Source organism: Roseixanthobacter pseudopolyaromaticivorans (assembly GCF_043195145.2).
GTDB lineage: Bacteria > Pseudomonadota > Alphaproteobacteria > Rhizobiales > Xanthobacteraceae > NCEH01.
Genome location: NZ_CM195539.1, coordinates 884,517 through 900,857, shown reverse-complemented (window position 1 = coordinate 900,857; position 16,341 = coordinate 884,517). Strand labels below are relative to the sequence as shown.

Below are 16,341 nucleotides of genomic sequence, written 5' to 3'. Positions count from 1 at the left end.
GATGAGCCGCGCCCTCGTCATCCTCCAGAGCGAAACCGACCGCAACCGCGCCGCCAATTGGGCAAGGAAGGCGCCTCCCGGCACGCGCGTCGAATTCAAGCAGCCCAAGCGCACCACAGACCAGAACGCCCGCATGTGGGCGATGCTGACCGATATCGCGCGGCAACTGCCCTGGCATGGGGTGAAGCTCTCTCCAGATGACTGGAAGCTGATCTTTCTCGACGCGCTGAAGCGGGAAATGCGGCTCGCCCCGAACCTAGACGGCACCGGCTTCGTCAACCTTGGCCGGTCGTCCTCCGATCTCTCCAAATCCGAGATGAGCGACCTGATGGAATTGATGAGCGAGTTCGGCGCCCGGCACGGCGTCGTCTGGTCCGATCCGAAGGACACCGCATTCTCGAAATCCGGAGCCGCAGCATGAGCAAACGCTTCACATTCAAGGATGACTCTTACCTGTTCGCTTTCTACGAGGCTGTCGGCGCCTATCGCATGGCCGTCGATCTCCGCCGCTCCGAGCCGGCCATAAGATCCCGCGTCGCGAAGCTGAAAAGAACAGGCGCGTGGGACGCTATAGCAGAGATCGACAGCGCCCACGCGAAATACTTGCAGGCGCTCGGCCTCACCCGAGCCGAGGAGTCAGCATGACCACCAACACCAATTCGCCGGCCCTCGCGATCCCCCAGCCGGCCGGCGATAGGGAGGCCGGGTCGCTCAATGGCCCGGCCTCCCGAGCCAACAGCGCGGATGCCGGCGAAGCGGTGACATGGATGCGGTGGTACGACCAGCGCCCGACCGACCACAAAGCTCAATATCGCTGGCGCGTCTCGCCTCGGAAAATCCTCGGGCTGACGATGCAGCCAGAGTGGACCTGTAGGCTGCGTTGCGTGGGGATGGGCTATGGCGACAACGAATGGTGGCCGGATGGCTCGGATTGGGACGGGTATCGACGCAGTATCGACCACTCGCTTGAATGGCGCCTGGCCAAAGACTGCGAAACCGAGCCGACATTCCACGGCCTTGAACTTCTGCCCAACCCATTCACCGGGCTAGCTCCAAAGGTCGTCACCCTAGGCCGATGGATAGGCTCGCCTGTCTGGGAAGCCCAATGGATCGGTATTGAAAGCTACCTCGTCAAATCTCTTGGGTGGACGGATGCGGCGAAGATGCGAGACGCATGGAACCGGCGCGCCCTCCCCTCTCCTCCCAACAGAGGAGAGAAGTGATGACAGAGGCCCCCAAGCGCATCCAGCTTTCCCGCGCCAAAGGCTGGCGCATGCCCGACAATACCGTGAAGGTGGACCGCTCTACGGGGTTCGGAAATCCGTTCCCCATCAGCAAGGGCACGGCCACTTCCTGCGGCGTCACCACCCCGATTTGGATGGTCGGCACATGGGACGGCCCCGCCATGTGGGTGGCGGACAGTGCAGACGATGCCCGCAAAATGTCGGTCGATGCGTTTCGGGCCTGGATCAATGCGCCAGATCAAGCGCATCTCATTGAGCGCGCGAGGATAGAACTGCGGGGAAGGAACCTCGCATGCTGGTGCCGGGCCGGATCGCTGTGCCACGCTGACGTGCTGCTGGAGATTGCCAATGCTCCACCGTGTGCGGAGGCCGCATAGATGGCCCGCAGCACAGACGAGTGGATCGGCGCCACCGCTGACACGCAGATCCCGCCCCGCGTCCGCGTCCGTGTTTTCGCGCGCGCCGAAGGATGCTGCGCTGCCTGCGGGAGGAAGCTGCGGCCTGGTGATGCCTGGCAGGCTGACCACACGGTGGCAATCATCAACGGCGGCGAGAACCGGGAGGGCAACCTACGGCTTGTTTGCGACTGGTGCCACAAAGGCAAGACGCGGGCTGACGTTGCGGAGAAGTCCCGCACGGCGCGGGTGCGCTCCAAGCATCTCGGGATCAAAAGGCCGTCTCGATTTTCGGCGAGCAAGGAAAGCAACATCAAGCAGAAGATCGACGGGACCTTGGTGGACCGCCGGACTGGCGAGCCAATCGGAAGGGGCCGGAGATGAGCCCGGCCGCGCGCGCAACGCACCAGACATCACGGAGATTGGCCATGAATGAGAATGCAGAGCGAGAGGCGTTCGAGAAGTGGTGGGGTGAAACTGGTTCGTTTCAAAGCGACCAAGACCTTGCGCGGCAGGCCTGGAAAGCCCGCGCCTCGCTATCAGCCCCTCCCGCACTGGGAGAGGTGGTGGAGCAAGCGTCGTCAGCTCATGCGGCGGCCATGGCCCGGATTGCGGAGGCAGGAAGACGGCTTTCCTATAATGTCGATCTGGCACAGAGCCTCGCAACCTTCTCCGACTTCTGGGGCCTTGATTGCTACACGCCGCAGACCTCAACCATGAATGCGGTCCGCAATATTGTCCGGGCGCTCCTCGCGTTGAGCCAGGCCGCGCCGCCCGCTCCCGCTCCCGCTCCTGTGGTGAAGGTAAGGCCGCTGGAATGGACTCGCCGCCACGAAGGGCCGGCCTTCGCTGGTGGGGTGACCGAGATCAGTCGTAGCGTCTTCGGCCCTTATCAGGCCTGGGGAAACGGCCTTTGGAGCACGCCTGGGGGCCTTTCCCGATATGCTGGGGGGTGTCTTCTCGTAGCAAAGGAAGCCGCGCAGGCTGACTATGAGCAGCGCGTCCGCTCCGCCCTGATCGAGCCCGCTCCAGTCCCGGTCCCTGCGGGCGTCAATGTGGTGGAACGGATTGGAGACCTGGAAGAGGCGCTGAGGTTTTATGCAGACGTGAGCAAATACCCCGCGCCGTTCACTGGAGGCATGGGCGCGCTGTGGGCCGATTGCGGACAAGTGGCGCGGTCCGCTCTCGGCATCCCCGACCTCTCCAAGCAGGGGGAGGGCTGAGCCGTGGTTGATCTGATCTTGCGGCCGTCGAGCCTGGAAGAAAGGCACAACAAGCCTTGGATGCTGCAGCTTCGCAACCATTCATCAGTGGGCGAAGTCGAATATCTTACCCTGGCATGGGTGTCCGATGATACCGCCCGCGAGATCGTCGCAGCCGGAAATCCGCGATGGCTCTTTGGCGAGCCTGATTGGCATGACCGCGCTCGGAAGCGCGCCCTAGAGCGGGCTCGCGTGTTGAGAGAAGAAGCGGATGCCCTTGAAGCCGCCGTCGTTTCCTCCAAGCAGGGGGAGGGATAACAGATGACCGCAAGACCCCTCAAGTGGCGCAAGCCAAAGGACGACGGGCAGGACTTCGGACGTGAAGGCGCCGCGTGGCTCGCTGACGGTATCGGCGGAATTTATGCCGTCGAAGCCGATGGCTTACTTTGGTGGGCTCACGATCCATTCCAATGGAAGAGGTTCGGCTCAGTGTCGGCCGCAAAAGACGCAGCAGAAGACGACTGGCAACAGGCTTACGCTCGGCATGCCGCCCCTCCCAAAGGGGAGGCGTGAGAGATGGACGCCCCGCGTTACACGGAACAGGAATGGCGCGACCGCGACGACTTGCGGCGCTATTGGGCGGACTTCTGCGAAGCCGATCCGGTGCCGGAAGGGTTTATCGACCGCATGGAAGCCGCCGGACTGGCGCAATGCCGGGCCGTTGAGCCGGATGATCTGGAAGAGAGCTTCGCGGACGAGCGCGGCATCTATCCCGGTGGAATGGTGTGGGAACTGACCGACGTCGGCCGTGCCTCCCTCAAGCAGGGAGGAGAGTGAGATGACCGATATCCTCCACCAAGATATCCCACCTCCCAATCCGGGCTCTGAACTCGCCCAGGCCATGGGGTGCACGTGCCCGGTGATCGATAACCACCATGGGCAGGGATGGCAGGGGCGTAGCGGTATCTTCGTCTACACCGCCGGCTGCCCTGTCCACGCGCCAGAGCAAGCCGGCCTGTCGGATGCAGTTGATGCAGCCGTCGATACGCGGCGGTCTGATAAGGAGGGCTGAGGTAATGCCTGCATCGCACTACAATTGGAAATGGCCGTTGACAACGGTCGCGCCCACCGGACGACGCCGGCATCGCCGCCAAAAGTGGACCGGGCATATGGTTCTCCAGATCGAATTGGAGGGCACTCGGAAACACATCATCACGGGCGAGACGGTACTAGCCGAGCAATGGTGGAGAGACGCCACCTATGCGGACATCATCCCGGCGGAGGGCTGAGGCATGGCGGGAGCAAGAGAGTGCCGGCCGGAGCGAATCCGGGCTCACGTCGCCGCATCGATCCTTGGCATCGAGACGCGGACTGTGCAAGCCTTGGCCTCACGAGGCGAACTTCCCGGCGCCGCCAAGATCGGCGGGGTCTGGACGTTTGACGAGGCCGCGATTCGGAACTGGATCAAGGAGCGGACAACATGCCCGATAGACCGAAGGCGCCCCGGTATACCTACTGGCGCGGCGACACGCTCTGGGCGCGGTTCACAATTGCAGGCCGCGAATACCGAGAGAGCCTACGAACAGATGCTCCAAAAGTTGCGGCGCGGCGTGTAGCCGAGATGCGTGCGAAGGCCGTCGGCATCGCCAAGTTTTCCGAGCACAACACGACATGGATGGAAGCCGTTCTCGCCTGGGGCCTCTATATCCAAAAGCAAGTCGGATCCGCCAGAACCGTCAAGCGATATGCCGATTCTCTTTCCATCGCCGGCCGGCACCTATCCGCGCTCCTCATAGCCGAGGTGGACAAGGATGCGATCAACCGCTTCGTGGCCGCGCGCCGCTCGCAGGGCGTCACAAACGCAACCATCCGCCGCGACCTCCAAGCGATATCATCGCTGTTGGATTTTTCGGAAGACGAGGGGTGGCGCGAGGGGAACCCTGCCCTTGATAAGATGCGGCGGCTGAAAGAGCACCGCGACCCGATCACCCTCCCAGACCAGGACGATTACGAATTCGTTCTATCCCGGCTCTCGGAAGGGCATGCGGCCATGCTGAAGGCGGCGCGGGCGACCGGGATGCGGCAGAGCGAGCTAGCGGCCGTCGAGTGGAAAAGCCTGAACCCGACGACCTCTAGCCTGTTGGTTCGCGGCAAGGGCAACAAGCAGCGCGCAATCAGCCTGTCGCCCGAGGCGCTAGCAATCTTCCAGTCGCAGCCCGTGGCGATCAAATGCCAGCGCATCTTCCACCACGCTGGGAAGCCGATCACACAGGCCGCCTTCGTCTTCTCCCGCGCGCGTCGGGCGGCACAGCGGGCGGCACAGAAGGAAGAGCGTCCCTTTCGCGGGTTTCGCTTCCACGACATGCGCCATCTCTACGCCGTCGAGTACCTCAAGGGAGGCGGCGACATATACGCGCTGAAGGAGCATCTGCGCCATTCCTCGGTAAAAACCACAGAGATGTATCTGGAATTTTTGACGCCGGAAGAGGCGGAGATCGCCAAGCGCGGCGGCCGAACCAAACTTGACGAACGGGCGCGGCTGAGGGAATAGAGGGCACAAGTCAAAACCGACCCAAGCGTCACATAATGCGGCACATGACAATCGGTTTTGCGTGTGACATGAAACGTGCAACCCATTGTTAGTTATTCTAAAAATGCGGTTCCAGCCGGTTTAGCTCAGCGGTAGAGCAGCGGTTTTGTAAACCGAAGGTCGGGGGTTCAATCCCCTCAACCGGCACCATTTTTTATTAAATTAAATCAATGACTTACAACAGAGAACGGCCCATATCGGGCCTCTCGCCCACCTTCGCGTGTCGCGACCCACACTCCTTTGTTTTCAACGGTTTCCACGCATTGCCAAAAACTCCGTGCAACACGGATGCAACACGCTTTGGGTTTATGTTCGCGTTATGTTCGCGATTGCGGCGCGCCCAAAGCGGAAGGCGGCCGGGCGGTAGGGCCTGCCCCCTGGCGCGGCGATACCGCAGCTGCAGCGTGACGCTGTGTACAGCTCCAAGCAATTCTCTTGAAGCACCCTCAGCATGAGTCATAAAATAGAGGTCGAAAAATGGTTTCGTTCGTTTTTTTCCTAGCCATAGGCGTTATTTCTATAATTTACGGATCAACCTTTTTGTCAAAAGATGCATGCCGGTACGCACTCCCAGATCGCGACCCAGTAGCACTGAATATTGAAGAGTTGAATGCCGCCCTCGCAGGAACGAAAAATGCAATAATCTGCTGGTCTTCAGTCAGCGCGCTATTCGCCTTCGGCCTCGCGGTTCTGACCGTGACCATCTTCTGCTACTTCCAATACTTGGCGCTGAAAGCCCGCCTCTGAAAAGCGCGAGCAACCGTTCGTTGGCGGCGACAGATCGCCGCCAACGGGCCCAGATGGACCGCGCTAGCGAAGAAGACCGATTTTTAGGGATAGCCATCTGGGGAGCTTCCCAGATGGCTATCCCCACTCAACCTCAAAGGAAAGCTTCATCCGCCATCGTGCCTGGGCGCGCCTCGACCACCAGGGCAACGTAATTCTCCTGGTCCTTGGGGTTGAATATCCGGTCGACCACCCTCCACACTTCCCGGTTTTCGGGGGCGCTGCGGTCTAATCCCTGCAGCACGCTGGGATCGACGATCGTGTCACCAATGTTTGGCAAGAAGCCAGCGAAGTTGGACAAATCACAATCATGCACTCCATCCTCAATTTTGCCCGTCTCGTCACGGAAGAGAATGCGGATTAATATCTCGGCCATGTTTCCTCCCCAGGCGCACTGTGCCACGCTCAAGCTAGCACAGAAGCCCCCAGCCTCTCCCCCACCTCGTCCTCCCACCGCCGCGCCACATAGTCGGGCTCGATCCTATCCCCCACCACATCCGGCCACATGTGCAGGGTCTCGCACTCAGGCTCCCCGCCCGGTGCCACCACGACGTGAGACACCCAGCCGCCGACGCCATGGCCCCACACCGGCTCACCGCGCCCGAAGGACAGGTCGTTCACCTCGCGGCGGGCATGCTGGAAGGCGGGCAGTGCGTCCACCACCGGGTCGAAGCTAGCCGGATCGACGTCGAGGTCGAACCCGAACGCCGCCACATCACCGAGCACGTACCAGGCGCCGGGCGGCAGGCCTTCGTGGATCTGCTCGGCGCAGCGGTACAGCACCTCGCCGCGGCCGGCCGCATCGCTCCAGCCGGCCACCATCACCTCGCATGAGACGCCCGGCGCTATGCGCTGGAACTCCTCCCAGACGTCATCGGCGGCACGGCGGAAGCCGTCGTGGCCCTCATAGTTGGTGAGGGAGCACGCGGCCCAGAACCAAGCGAACGCCTCCGCCGAGCCGCGAGAGCTGAACACCGCGTTGGCGCGGGGCAGCGGCAGGATCTTCATGGCGAGGTCGGTGAGCACCCCGGTTCGGCGATCATAGATGGCGGCATCGGACAGGACATGGATGCGGTCGCTCTGGACCACGGACAGCATGCAACTCATCGTGCGATTTCCCTGATGGTGAATACGGCGCGGCCGGTGAAGCCGCCGTCGTCGAAGCCCTTGAATGCGCTGAACAGGGAGCCGATCAGGCCACCAGCGCCGGTGCTGGTGGCAGGACTTCCGAACAGCCCACCCAGCGGGCCTTCGCCCATGATTGCCGCCTTAAGCACTATCTGCTCCAGAAGCTTCAGGCCGTCCTGCAGGACGTCATTGAAACCCTTCGTGCCATCGATCAGGCCGGACATGGCATCGACGCCGAGGCTCCCGAGTTCCTGCTGAAGCTCGTTGAGGTGTTGCTGCTGCAAGCCGACCTTTTCCAGAGCGTCTGCCGCCGCGCCGGCACGCACAGCCAGCGCATCCAATTGCGACAACTGCTGCGGGGTCAGCTTGAGTCCGGCCGCTTGTGCTGCGTTCAACAGGTCGGTCTTGAAACGCAATTCCTCGGCAGCAGCGGCAGAGAGGCCCGCCACCTGCGCCTCGGTCCCCATTTGGGTGATGCGCTGCTCGGCGGACAGCACCAGATGGTCGTATGCCTTCTGGAGGTCGGCCGCCGCCTTGGCCGAAGCACCGACCTTCGACAGGTCGCCCTGGCCGCCTGGCGCCATGCTTTTCGCAGCATCGGCAACGGGCCAGGCAGCGCGCTTCAACACCCGCGCGAGCACGGCGCGCTGCGTCGACTTCTTCAGTTGCTCCAGGCCCGCGGAAACCTCTCGCAGGCCAGAGATAGAGACCTTCGTTTTCATTCTCCTCCAAAGGCCGCCAAGGCCTGTTCCCATCCATCGTCGTCGTAGATCGAACTGCCCTCGGCGCTCTCGCCCAGGATCGCCCGATAGACCGCCATTGCCGCAGCAACCGCGCCATCGATGGACAACCAGCGTTTCGACTTGTGCAGCCGGACCTTATGCCCGTGGCTGTTCGTCTCGACTTCGCAGTTGGCGAAGCAGAATCTCAGGACCGGATGACCGCCGTGCCGAAGGCGGCCGGCGATGACCGAGCGTTCCAACTCGGCGATGGCCGGCATCATGGACAGCGCGCCCTGGCGGAACTCGATTGCGGGCAGGCCGTCGTCCTGCAGGTTGTTGAGGACACTCCGCGCGAGCGCGGGATCCATTGCGATCTCCCGCACATCGAACCGCTCGCAAAGGTCGCGGATGCGGTCCTCGACCGCACGGAAGTCCACTACATTGCCGACGGTTGCCGTGACCAAACCGTCTGCCGCCCACCGCACATAGGGGGCGCCGGATGCGTCTTGCCTCTGCCGGAGGTTGTCCTTGGGGCAGAAAAAGAACGGCACGACGATGGTGTCGTCGCCATCGCGGAATGCAGCCAGGACGACCGTCAAGTCGCCGTTGGACGAGAGGTCCACGCCGAGCCAGCACTCCTTGCCGGCTAGAGCATCCATGTCGACGGTGGCGCCGGTCGCATCGTAGGTCGCCATGTCCACGAAGGGCGATGTGGCGTGGTCGGGCCAGAAGTTCAGATGGTACTGCTTAAACGCATCCTGATCCGCCGGCCTGTTCACAGCCTCCCGCGCCATTGCCCGCAGCCCTTTAAGGTCGGGGTAGCCGAGGGCGAGGCCGGGATTCACGTCGTGCCACACAGACTCGTCCCGCCAATCCGCACCTGTATCGGGCTCGAACAGCACGGGCAGGAACGACGGGTCGTTGATCTCGCCCGAGGCCACCTTGCGGGCGTAGCTGACGAGGTCGAAGGCAAGGTTTTCCTGCCCACGCCCGGCGGTCGTGGTGATGACGTGGAGCGACTCCGACGTCTTCGCCAGCGAGGTCTTCAGCGCTTCCCACAGGTCGCGCTTCTTCCAGGCGTGGATCTCATCGGACAGCAGGAAATTGATGGTGCGACCGTGCTGGGTGGCGCCGTCCGAGCTGATCGATTCGTACGTCGCACCCTTCCGCGGGTGCCGCAGCTTGTGGGTACCAACGCGGATCTGCAGTTTCGCTGCCACCACCGGCATGGCCTGCACGATGCCGAGGGCCTCGTCATAGGCGATCAAAGCCTGCTTGCTGTCGGCTGCCGCAGAGACCACTTGGCCGTTCGGAACGCGCTCAGGGCCAAACGTGTGAAGGCAGACGAGGGCCGCACCGACGCTGGTCTTTCTCGCGCCGCGGGGGATCATGGCGAAGACCGTACGCACCTGGCGTTGGCCATCCGTGTCGCGCGGCCCGTAGATGCGGCGAACCAAACGCTCGACCCAAGGATCGAGTTGAAATGCGCGGTCGGATCGCCGGCTCTTCGGGTGTTTGAGGGCGTGCAGGAAGTCGACGGCGCGCTGGCCAAAGCCGAGCGGATCGTCGATGTGGCTGTCGTCAAACAGCCATGCGGGGCGGCTCATAGGTCTAGCGGATTGTCCTCGTCGTCCTCATGGGTGCCCGCACGGCTGCGGCTCGCCGGGCTCAGGCCCAATTCAGCAGCCCAGCGGCGGGCCTCGGCGGTGGCCTCTCTCAGGGTGGCGAATGCAGGATGGCGCTTCAGTTCGCCGAAGCGATTCAATGTGTAGGCGCCGTCCTTATCGATGGCCGCCCGCGAGATGTGGATGTCGCCCGACGCCTCGCAGAAGCGCTCGACGGCGTGGATGTCCGCCTCGGAAAGCACCCTCCGCTCGACCAGCACGGGCATGACTCGGCGCCACTCCTTGCACGCCTGAGGGGTCATGCCTTTCGGCGGCTTCGGCACGTCCCTCACAGGGTCTGCAACGGGCTGGGGTTCGGCCTTCCGGCCGCGGGTATGGTGGCTCATCCGAACGACCAAGCGCGATGGTTTGCGAGGATCTCGGTGGCGTTGAGCGGGATGTCCGACAGCGCGCCGGCAAGGGCGGTCTCGCGGTTCTCATACCAATGGGAGGCGATCAGCAAGGCGGCCTGGATGACGTCGGCGGGGGCCTCGGCGGGCAGCTCTTCAACGTCTGCGTAGACCAGCCCAGACACGTAGGCGTTTGCCGCGGCAACTACCTGCCAAACGATTTCATCGTCGTCATCGAAGTCGATTCGGGCGTGTTCCTTGAACACCTTGAGGGTAATCACTTCCATCTATGACTGCTCCGTATGCAATCTGGTTTTCTGATTGCTCCAATTCGACCGTGTCGCGAGCGATGGGGGCGCCATGGTCTCCTGCCGCGACGCCGAGCGGCGACCCTGCCCCCCCCTGGTCAGACGGGCCGCGGGCGACCGAAGGCGCCGTCGGCGGCCACCGTCTTCCGGCCGTGGCAGGACGCGCACATCGAGTTGAAGTTCGTGGGGTCCAGCCTGCGCTGCGGTGCGCGTCGGATGCTCACCACGTGGTCGACCAGCGTGGCTCGCTGACCGCAAGCGACACAATCGGGATGGGATGCAAGATGCCGGGCACGCGCTGCCTGCCATTCGCTGTCGTATCCGCGCGCAGCAGGTGATGGTCTGGCTGCGTCGGAGGCGGCACGGCGACGCCTGGCGCACGGGCACCGCTGTGCGGCGGGCACGACATAGCGGCCGCACTGGCAAAAGCTGGGTGCTGCGGATGGCATGGGGTATCCGATATGGTGGTGGGCTCCAGCAGCGACGCGCGCACTGGAGCCCGTGAGCCCTTGACCGATGGGATTTCGGCTGGTGCTCGCGACCGTCCGAACCTTGACCTTCCGTTGCCAAACAGGCGGGCGCCCAGGAGGTTCGGTTTTCGTTGTTGGGCAGGCCGCGACGTGCCCTCATACATGTGGCGCCCTGAGCTAGTGGGACGGCCGAAGCCGCCCTATTTCGTCAGCTCACCGACATCTTGAGCTTGCGCAGCGCGTGCGGCTGCACCACGCCGGCGCCGACGCGGCGGGTGGCATGGATGCGGGTGATGCCATTGGTTGCCAGCAGATACGGGTTCACGAGGATGGACAGTGCCACCCGATCCACGATCCGATAGCCGGTGGCAAAGTCGCCGAACATGATCGGGAAGGCATTCTCTTCCACGTCTGGCATGTCCACCGCCTCCACCACCGGGCGACCGAGGATGGTCTCCGGCTGGCCAGCCTGGAATGCCGGCTGCCACAGATAATTGCCCTGCCCATCCTTCAGCTTGCGGATGGTGGCGAGCGTGGTGCCGTTGAGCAGCCAGGTGCCCCGGTTGCGGTAGGCGGCCGGCAGCGCATACATCAGCGAAATCAGCGCATCCGTGCCGAGGTTCGTTGCATGACCGTTGACTGTGGAGGCGATGTTGGCATCGGTCAGCAGGCCGACCGGCTCCACGACGCCGGTACCGTCGATGAAGGCCTTGCCCTCCTTTTGGCCAAAGTCCTCGGCGAGGGCGAGACGCACCTCGGCCTCGGCCTGCCCCGCGCTATCAGCAAGCAACTGGTTCGAGATGTCCACGAAGGTATTCACTTCGCGAACGGTGATTTCAAGCTGGCCGAAACTCGGCTCGGATCCTTCCTGCGCCTGGGCTTCGCCCTTCCACTTGGCGTTGGTGATGCCGGTGCGCTTCGGGTAGGTCACGGAAGGCGAGCCAGTGGTACGCACGCTGGCCAGGGCGCGGATGGGCGAGAACTCCGTGATGTCCCGGATCATCTCCGTCGACATTTCCGCGGGTGCCAGATACCCGCCGCCGGGATCGCTCGACACGGTCATCGTCTTCAGCTCGGCTTCGGGCGTGCCCTGCTCGCCGCGCCGCAGATAAGTGGCGAACGCCTTGCGCTCCTCCGACGGCTCAGCGACCTTGCCGCCTTCGAGGTTGGGGAGAGCGGCCTTGGCCTCCAGGCCGGCGAGGCGCTTCTCGATGTCGGCGACGGGTGCCAGCTTCTTCGTCATGTCGTCGGTCAGGCCGGCGAGCGCCGTCTTCACCTCGTCGAGACCGGAGTCGCCGAGATCCACGGACTTGGTTTCAAGGGCGGAAGCGGTGGTGTGCATGGTCATAGGGAACCTCAGATGATGGCACGCGCCGCGTTGATTGCGGCGACGAGCTCGGAGAAGGAGTTGGATTTCACGGAGGTGACGGTGGCGCTCGGCAGCATCGCGAAGGTGACGACGCTGATTTCGTGCAGGTCGACCTCGTCGAGCAGCCGGACGCCGCGAGCCTTGTCTCGCCGGGCCGCCTTGGTGCGGTATCCGATCGAGAGGCCGTCGAGCGCGCCGGCCTTCATTAGGGCGTGCGTCTCACGTCCCAAGACGGTGTCGAGGATCAGGCGCCCGGACACCCGAAGGCCCTTGGTGTCCTCGACGATCTCGGTCCAGATGCCGATCGGTTCGCGCTGGTCATGTTCGCGCAGCATCTTCACTCGATTGGCGGGACGCTCTGCCAAGCTCTTGCGGAAGGCCCCGGAGGATACTGCGTCGCGGCCGAGGTCGACCTCCCCGAACAGGCTGGCGTATCCATGAAAAAGGCCGTCTTCGAAGACGGCCTTGGTGTCGAGTTCGAGCACTGTTCCGTGGTTGGTGGCTTGGCTCACGCCGCGGCCTCCTCTGGTTTGGTGGTGTTGTCGTTGGCGGCTGGCGTCGCGGCCGAGGTCGTGTAAGGCGATGTCAGCGTGTCGCCGTCGGGAAGAGCCGGCAGGTTCTCCAGCCGCCGAACGTCATTGGCGGTCATGACGCCTGCTGACCGGAACTGCGCATAGGCCGTCGCGCGGGTCGCGGTGTCGGCTCGCAACAGGTCGTCCACCGTGAACTCGATAGAATGTGTTGCGCGATCCTCACGGGTCAGGAGCGTGCGCCGGTAGGCATCCGTCCAGGCCTTCAGCCACGGCAAGAGGCAGGTCTGCAGGAACTGCAGGTTTTGCTGTTCCGTGTTCGCGAAACTGCCGTTCGAAAGCTCCTGCAACATGGTGGCCGGCACGCGCGTCAGACGAGAAATCTCGCAGATAGCGAAGTTGCGCTGCTCGATGTGCTGGGCCTCCACGCTGGTGAAGGCTATGGGTGCGTACGTGGCATCGCCGTCCAGCACCGCCACGCCGCCGGTCTTGCCGCCGCCGTGCGCCGCCTTCCACGCCAAGCCGATACGATCGGCAGTTTCCTTCCGGAGGACGTTCTTGAAGCTCAGCACGCCGCCGGGACGGCTGTTGTTCTTGTGCAGCCCAGTGGCAGTCCGTTCGAGCAGGATGGCAAGGCCGATAGCCTCCACGCCGGCCCGCAACAACCCTAGACCAAACTGTCCGTTCAGCGATGGTGCTTGGACGTGGACGATGTCAGACGGCAGGAAGATCTGCCCGCCGATGGTGTAGCGCGGCTCCCCGGTGGACAGCCACTGCACGCCGACCTTGTCCCGCGTGAGATAGAGCAGCGACATTGGCCTGCCGCCGCCGCGCGACACGAAAGCGTAGCCGTCGCCATGTAGAATGGCGTCCACGGTGACGAGTTCACGCACCTTTCCGGCAGACTGCCAATCGTTGGCCTCGTCATGCACAAGCGGCCACGCCGGGTGGCCGGGCGCGGTGTCCTTCCCGTCGCCCGCGGCGCGCTCATAGACCTTGCAGGGGAGCAATCCCACGGCCTGCGAGATAAGCGTCACCGCAGCGTTCACAGCCGGCACCCGCATGGCGCTGTCGGCGCTCACCGCCACGCCTGTGCTCGACGACGCGAACATGGACGTCATAGCGGCCCAGCTTTCTGAAGTCGGGTCTGTGAGTTCGCTTTTGGTCTCGACGGGGGCGGGTTGGCTAAACGGCCACATTCTCGGCCTCCGGGAAATATGCACGGCGGCACGCGGCCAAGGTGGCGTCGGCGATCAGGCCTGCGGGGATGAAGAGGAACGAGGAACCGCCCATGTCGGCGAGGTTGGCGCCGCGGACAATCCGCACGGTGGCCGTCGAGACGCCACCCACCCGGGCGATGATGACGTCGCCTGGTTGGACCTGGTCGACGTGTTCGAATGCCGCGGCGATGGCAGTGAGCACGGTGTATCCGCCGCGGACCAATTCATGGGCGAGGCGCAACACCAAGATGTCGCGCGCGCTGAACCAGCGCCGGCCGTGCGCACGAGCCGACACAAGGTCGGTGGGGCCGTCGGCCAGCCAGTCCCGCAGGGTCGAATAGTGTAAGCCGGCAAGGTCCGCTGCCTCTCGCTGTGAGAAGGCTCGGTCCTGCCGCCAATAATCAGGCATGACGGCCTCCTGCCGCTCGGGCGGCAACGTTGAATGGGGAATAAAAAAAGCCGCCCGTGTGGGCGGCTGGTGGACTAGCTGGGGGCTACAAGGCGATGTCTGTGCCCTGCATCGTGTGGTCCTATATATAGCTCTTGAACTAGTGATTTTCTCTCCCGCTAACCCCTCGTTGTATACGCGGCGGGAAATTCCCTAGTGTTCAGGCTGGAACCGCCACACGAGCGCGGAGAGCGGCCCGCTGTTGCTCGACCGTGCTTTCGAGGGCCTGGATGCGGCTGATAGCGCCCGCCATAGCCTGCCGTTCCCGCGCCCGCGATCCTTCCGCCCACGCCATCAGGCGCAACGCCGCTGTAAGTTGCCCTGCCGCATACGCCACGGCCTGCGGGCGCGTGGCGTATCCCGACGCCGCGCGCCCGGCGGCCTCCATTTCCACCCCATCCACCAGCACGGCACGCGCGATGACGTCCAGCCCGGCATGGCGCAGCACCTCGTCCATGCCGGCGCGCTGCTCGGGGTGGCGGGCATATCGCAGGCCCGCCTCTAGTGCGAACCAGTCAGCCCCGAAGCGCTCGGCGCCCGGAAGGAGCTTGCGCAGGATCTTGGTGGTGGGATCGGTTGGTTTGGTCATTTTCTCTTTCCCTGAGCACTGCACATCACCACGGGCGAACGAACGAACAGAACCGAACAATACCCCCCTTAAGAGGGGGTATTTTGTTCGGTCTTTCTGTTCGGTCGCACCCCATGTGGTGACCAGATTCAAGTGCGAACATTTGTTCGGTTTTGTTCATGTTCGTTCGGTTCAGGGAGAGCAAAAAGACCGTCGATCTCCAGGGCCATTCCGGCGGCGACGATCTGCTGGTGGCGCTTAAACTTCATGCGCTTTCCGTCAGGGCTGAGATCCCCAGCCGCGGTGAACACAACCGATCGCCATTGCTCTTCCGTCACGGGCCGGTTGTCATTGGCTGCCATTGCAGCCTGCAGGCTTGCGATGGCATCCCGCTGTGCACGCGAGACCCTGGGCGCCTTCTTCTCTGGCCCCTCCTGGTGCGGCACCACGACTGGCGCGGTGACATCCATGCCATATGGATCTTGGCCGATGACAACGCCGTCGAGGCCATAGGAGAGCGCCGGACGATCGGGCGAGTCATTGTTCTTCTCGACCTGCGCTGTCGCCAGCCCGCGGCGCTGGCTGACATGAAGTGTGATGTCGGCCGTACCAAGAAGCTGCCCCCCGCCACGAAGGCGCGCTTCACCGCTCGCGGGCGTGTGGTGAAGCAGCATGATGTGGGGTGCCTCTCCCCATTCATCGCGGACGACACGCTGCGACCGATTGATGGTGCTTACAACGGCAGCCATGGCATCAGGCGAGCTATCGGAAGCGGACATCGCCGCCGCCAGAGTATCGATGACGACGAGGTAGATGCCTCCGTCCTGCACCATTGATCCGGCCGAAAGGATCGTGGCTGCAAGCAGCCCTCGGTCCCGCACGAGGTCAATGGGACCGTCGTAAATGATGAGATTGTCGAGCCGCTCCAGGCCATGGTGTCGACAAAAGGCGTCGGCGCGACGACGCACCTGTGCAACCCGTTCGGCGGCGACGTACACCACCCCCACGATAGGGGCGGTGTATCCGCCGCTCCAATCCATTCCGACTGCAGCACGGCAAGCGATGTCTATGGCAAGAGCAGACTTCGTGGAACCTGGCGCTCCATAAATTACCGACACTTCGTCACCGGCGAACAGTCCATGTGAGAATGTGTTCTTGAATGGTGACACACTGCAGCGCGAATGCGCTTTGAGATGTGGGTATATTAAGAGGAGTTCTGAATTATTCCCGTCGAAATCATCGAAATCTATTTCGACACTACTTGACAGGGCGGATGCGCCCATATATTTAATCCTTCTATGGAGAGTTTTCGGCCGCGGGTCCTGGCAGGGATTTCCGCGGCCGTTT

At 63.2% G+C, this 16,341-nt stretch carries 25 protein-coding genes, 1 tRNA gene and 1 pseudogene; 14 read left to right on the top strand and 13 right to left on the bottom strand.

From position 1 onward, the window contains the following. Position 1 precedes the first annotated feature (1 nt). From V5F68_RS04280 to V5F68_RS04215, 14 genes and pseudogenes are all read left to right on the top strand, one after another. Positions 2-421 carry a recombination protein NinB gene (locus V5F68_RS04280; protein ID WP_394016161.1) on the top strand — a complete coding sequence of 140 codons (420 nt, stop codon included), beginning with the start codon at positions 2-4 and terminating at the stop codon, positions 419-421. Further along, on the top strand, positions 418-645 hold the full coding sequence (locus V5F68_RS04275) for a hypothetical protein (protein WP_394016160.1): 228 nt from the start codon (positions 418-420) through the stop codon (positions 643-645). The genes V5F68_RS04280 and V5F68_RS04275 overlap by 4 nt, the downstream gene beginning before the upstream one ends. Then, positions 642-1,223, top strand: a complete 582-nt coding sequence (locus V5F68_RS04270; protein WP_394016159.1) for a hypothetical protein — start codon at positions 642-644, stop codon at positions 1,221-1,223. Before V5F68_RS04275 ends, V5F68_RS04270 begins: the two co-directional genes overlap by 4 nt. Then, the gene (locus tag V5F68_RS04265; RefSeq protein ID WP_394016158.1) at positions 1,223-1,621 is read left to right on the top strand and encodes a DUF4326 domain-containing protein; all 399 of its coding nucleotides are present in this window, start codon (positions 1,223-1,225) and stop codon (positions 1,619-1,621) included. Before V5F68_RS04270 ends, V5F68_RS04265 begins: the two co-directional genes overlap by 1 nt. Continuing rightward, positions 1,622-2,023 carry an HNH endonuclease gene (locus V5F68_RS04260; RefSeq protein WP_394016157.1) on the top strand — a complete coding sequence of 134 codons (402 nt, stop codon included), beginning with the start codon at positions 1,622-1,624 and terminating at the stop codon, positions 2,021-2,023. It begins immediately after the preceding gene. After that, positions 2,020-2,862: a hypothetical protein gene (locus V5F68_RS04255; RefSeq protein ID WP_394016156.1), complete on the top strand. Its 843-nt coding sequence runs from the start codon at positions 2,020-2,022 to the stop codon at positions 2,860-2,862. The genes V5F68_RS04260 and V5F68_RS04255 overlap by 4 nt, the downstream gene beginning before the upstream one ends. Positions 2,863-2,865: 3 nt before the next feature. Further along, a complete protein-coding gene (locus tag V5F68_RS04250) occupies positions 2,866-3,159 on the top strand; it encodes a hypothetical protein (RefSeq protein ID WP_394016155.1) in 294 nt (97 codons plus the stop codon). Positions 3,160-3,162: 3 nt separating this feature from the next. Continuing rightward, positions 3,163-3,414 carry a hypothetical protein gene (locus tag V5F68_RS04245; RefSeq protein ID WP_394016154.1) on the top strand — a complete coding sequence of 84 codons (252 nt, stop codon included), beginning with the start codon at positions 3,163-3,165 and terminating at the stop codon, positions 3,412-3,414. A 3-nt stretch (positions 3,415-3,417) separates the two neighbouring features. Beyond that, positions 3,418-3,678: a hypothetical protein gene (locus V5F68_RS04240; protein ID WP_394016153.1), complete on the top strand. Its 261-nt coding sequence runs from the start codon at positions 3,418-3,420 to the stop codon at positions 3,676-3,678. 1 nt (position 3,679) lies between these two features. Beyond that, positions 3,680-3,913 (top strand): hypothetical protein, encoded by a 234-nt coding sequence (locus tag V5F68_RS04235; RefSeq protein ID WP_394016152.1) that lies wholly within the window; start codon positions 3,680-3,682, stop codon positions 3,911-3,913. A gap of 220 nt (positions 3,914-4,133) precedes the next feature. Continuing rightward, positions 4,134-4,256: pseudogene (locus V5F68_RS04230) on the top strand (hypothetical protein); the annotation flags it as partial. A 65-nt stretch (positions 4,257-4,321) separates the two neighbouring features. Beyond that, positions 4,322-5,392 (top strand): tyrosine-type recombinase/integrase, encoded by a 1,071-nt coding sequence (locus V5F68_RS04225; protein ID WP_394016151.1) that lies wholly within the window; start codon positions 4,322-4,324, stop codon positions 5,390-5,392. Between the two features lie 114 nt (positions 5,393-5,506). After that, positions 5,507-5,581: transfer RNA gene (locus V5F68_RS04220), tRNA-Thr, on the top strand. Positions 5,582-5,908: 327 nt separating this feature from the next. Beyond that, on the top strand, positions 5,909-6,178 hold the full coding sequence (locus tag V5F68_RS04215; RefSeq protein ID WP_394016150.1) for a hypothetical protein: 270 nt from the start codon (positions 5,909-5,911) through the stop codon (positions 6,176-6,178). 133 nt (positions 6,179-6,311) lie between these two features. Here the strand turns inward: V5F68_RS04215 and V5F68_RS04210 are convergent, their stop codons facing one another. From V5F68_RS04210 to V5F68_RS04150, 13 genes are all read right to left on the bottom strand, one after another. After that, on the bottom strand, positions 6,312-6,593 hold the full coding sequence (locus tag V5F68_RS04210; protein ID WP_394016149.1) for a hypothetical protein: 282 nt from the start codon (positions 6,591-6,593) through the stop codon (positions 6,312-6,314). 29 nt (positions 6,594-6,622) lie between these two features. Further along, a complete protein-coding gene (locus V5F68_RS04205; protein WP_394016148.1) occupies positions 6,623-7,315 on the bottom strand; it encodes a hypothetical protein in 693 nt (230 codons plus the stop codon). Positions 7,316-7,320: 5 nt separating this feature from the next. Beyond that, positions 7,321-8,067: a hypothetical protein gene (locus V5F68_RS04200; RefSeq protein WP_394016147.1), complete on the bottom strand. Its 747-nt coding sequence runs from the start codon at positions 8,065-8,067 to the stop codon at positions 7,321-7,323. Continuing rightward, entirely contained in the window at positions 8,064-9,674 is a 1,611-nt protein-coding gene (locus tag V5F68_RS04195; RefSeq protein WP_394016146.1) for a terminase large subunit, read from the bottom strand. Before V5F68_RS04195 ends, V5F68_RS04200 begins: the two co-directional genes overlap by 4 nt. Then, the gene (locus V5F68_RS04190) at positions 9,671-9,958 is read right to left on the bottom strand and encodes a phage terminase small subunit P27 family (protein ID WP_509274662.1); all 288 of its coding nucleotides are present in this window, start codon (positions 9,956-9,958) and stop codon (positions 9,671-9,673) included. The genes V5F68_RS04195 and V5F68_RS04190 overlap by 4 nt, the downstream gene beginning before the upstream one ends. Before the next feature lie 116 nt (positions 9,959-10,074). After that, the gene (locus V5F68_RS04185; protein ID WP_394016144.1) at positions 10,075-10,368 is read right to left on the bottom strand and encodes a head-tail connector protein; all 294 of its coding nucleotides are present in this window, start codon (positions 10,366-10,368) and stop codon (positions 10,075-10,077) included. Positions 10,369-10,487: 119 nt separating this feature from the next. Continuing rightward, positions 10,488-10,838: an HNH endonuclease gene (locus tag V5F68_RS04180; protein WP_394016143.1), complete on the bottom strand. Its 351-nt coding sequence runs from the start codon at positions 10,836-10,838 to the stop codon at positions 10,488-10,490. Between the two features lie 229 nt (positions 10,839-11,067). Further along, complete coding sequence (locus tag V5F68_RS04175; protein ID WP_394016142.1) at positions 11,068-12,207, bottom strand: phage major capsid protein; 1,140 nt, start codon at positions 12,205-12,207, stop codon at positions 11,068-11,070. An 8-nt stretch (positions 12,208-12,215) separates the two neighbouring features. Next, positions 12,216-12,740 carry an HK97 family phage prohead protease gene (locus V5F68_RS04170; protein WP_394016141.1) on the bottom strand — a complete coding sequence of 175 codons (525 nt, stop codon included), beginning with the start codon at positions 12,738-12,740 and terminating at the stop codon, positions 12,216-12,218. Then, on the bottom strand, positions 12,737-13,879 hold the full coding sequence (locus tag V5F68_RS04165; RefSeq protein ID WP_394016140.1) for a phage portal protein: 1,143 nt from the start codon (positions 13,877-13,879) through the stop codon (positions 12,737-12,739). The genes V5F68_RS04170 and V5F68_RS04165 overlap by 4 nt, the downstream gene beginning before the upstream one ends. A gap of 64 nt (positions 13,880-13,943) precedes the next feature. Next, positions 13,944-14,387, bottom strand: coding sequence for a MerR family transcriptional regulator (locus V5F68_RS04160; RefSeq protein WP_394016139.1), 444 nt, complete (start codon positions 14,385-14,387; stop codon positions 13,944-13,946). Positions 14,388-14,586: 199 nt separating this feature from the next. Continuing rightward, positions 14,587-15,015 carry a hypothetical protein gene (locus tag V5F68_RS04155; RefSeq protein ID WP_394016138.1) on the bottom strand — a complete coding sequence of 143 codons (429 nt, stop codon included), beginning with the start codon at positions 15,013-15,015 and terminating at the stop codon, positions 14,587-14,589. Positions 15,016-15,143: 128 nt separating this feature from the next. Continuing rightward, positions 15,144-16,277, bottom strand: coding sequence for an AAA family ATPase (locus tag V5F68_RS04150; RefSeq protein WP_394016137.1), 1,134 nt, complete (start codon positions 16,275-16,277; stop codon positions 15,144-15,146). Positions 16,278-16,341: the final 64 nt, after the last annotated feature.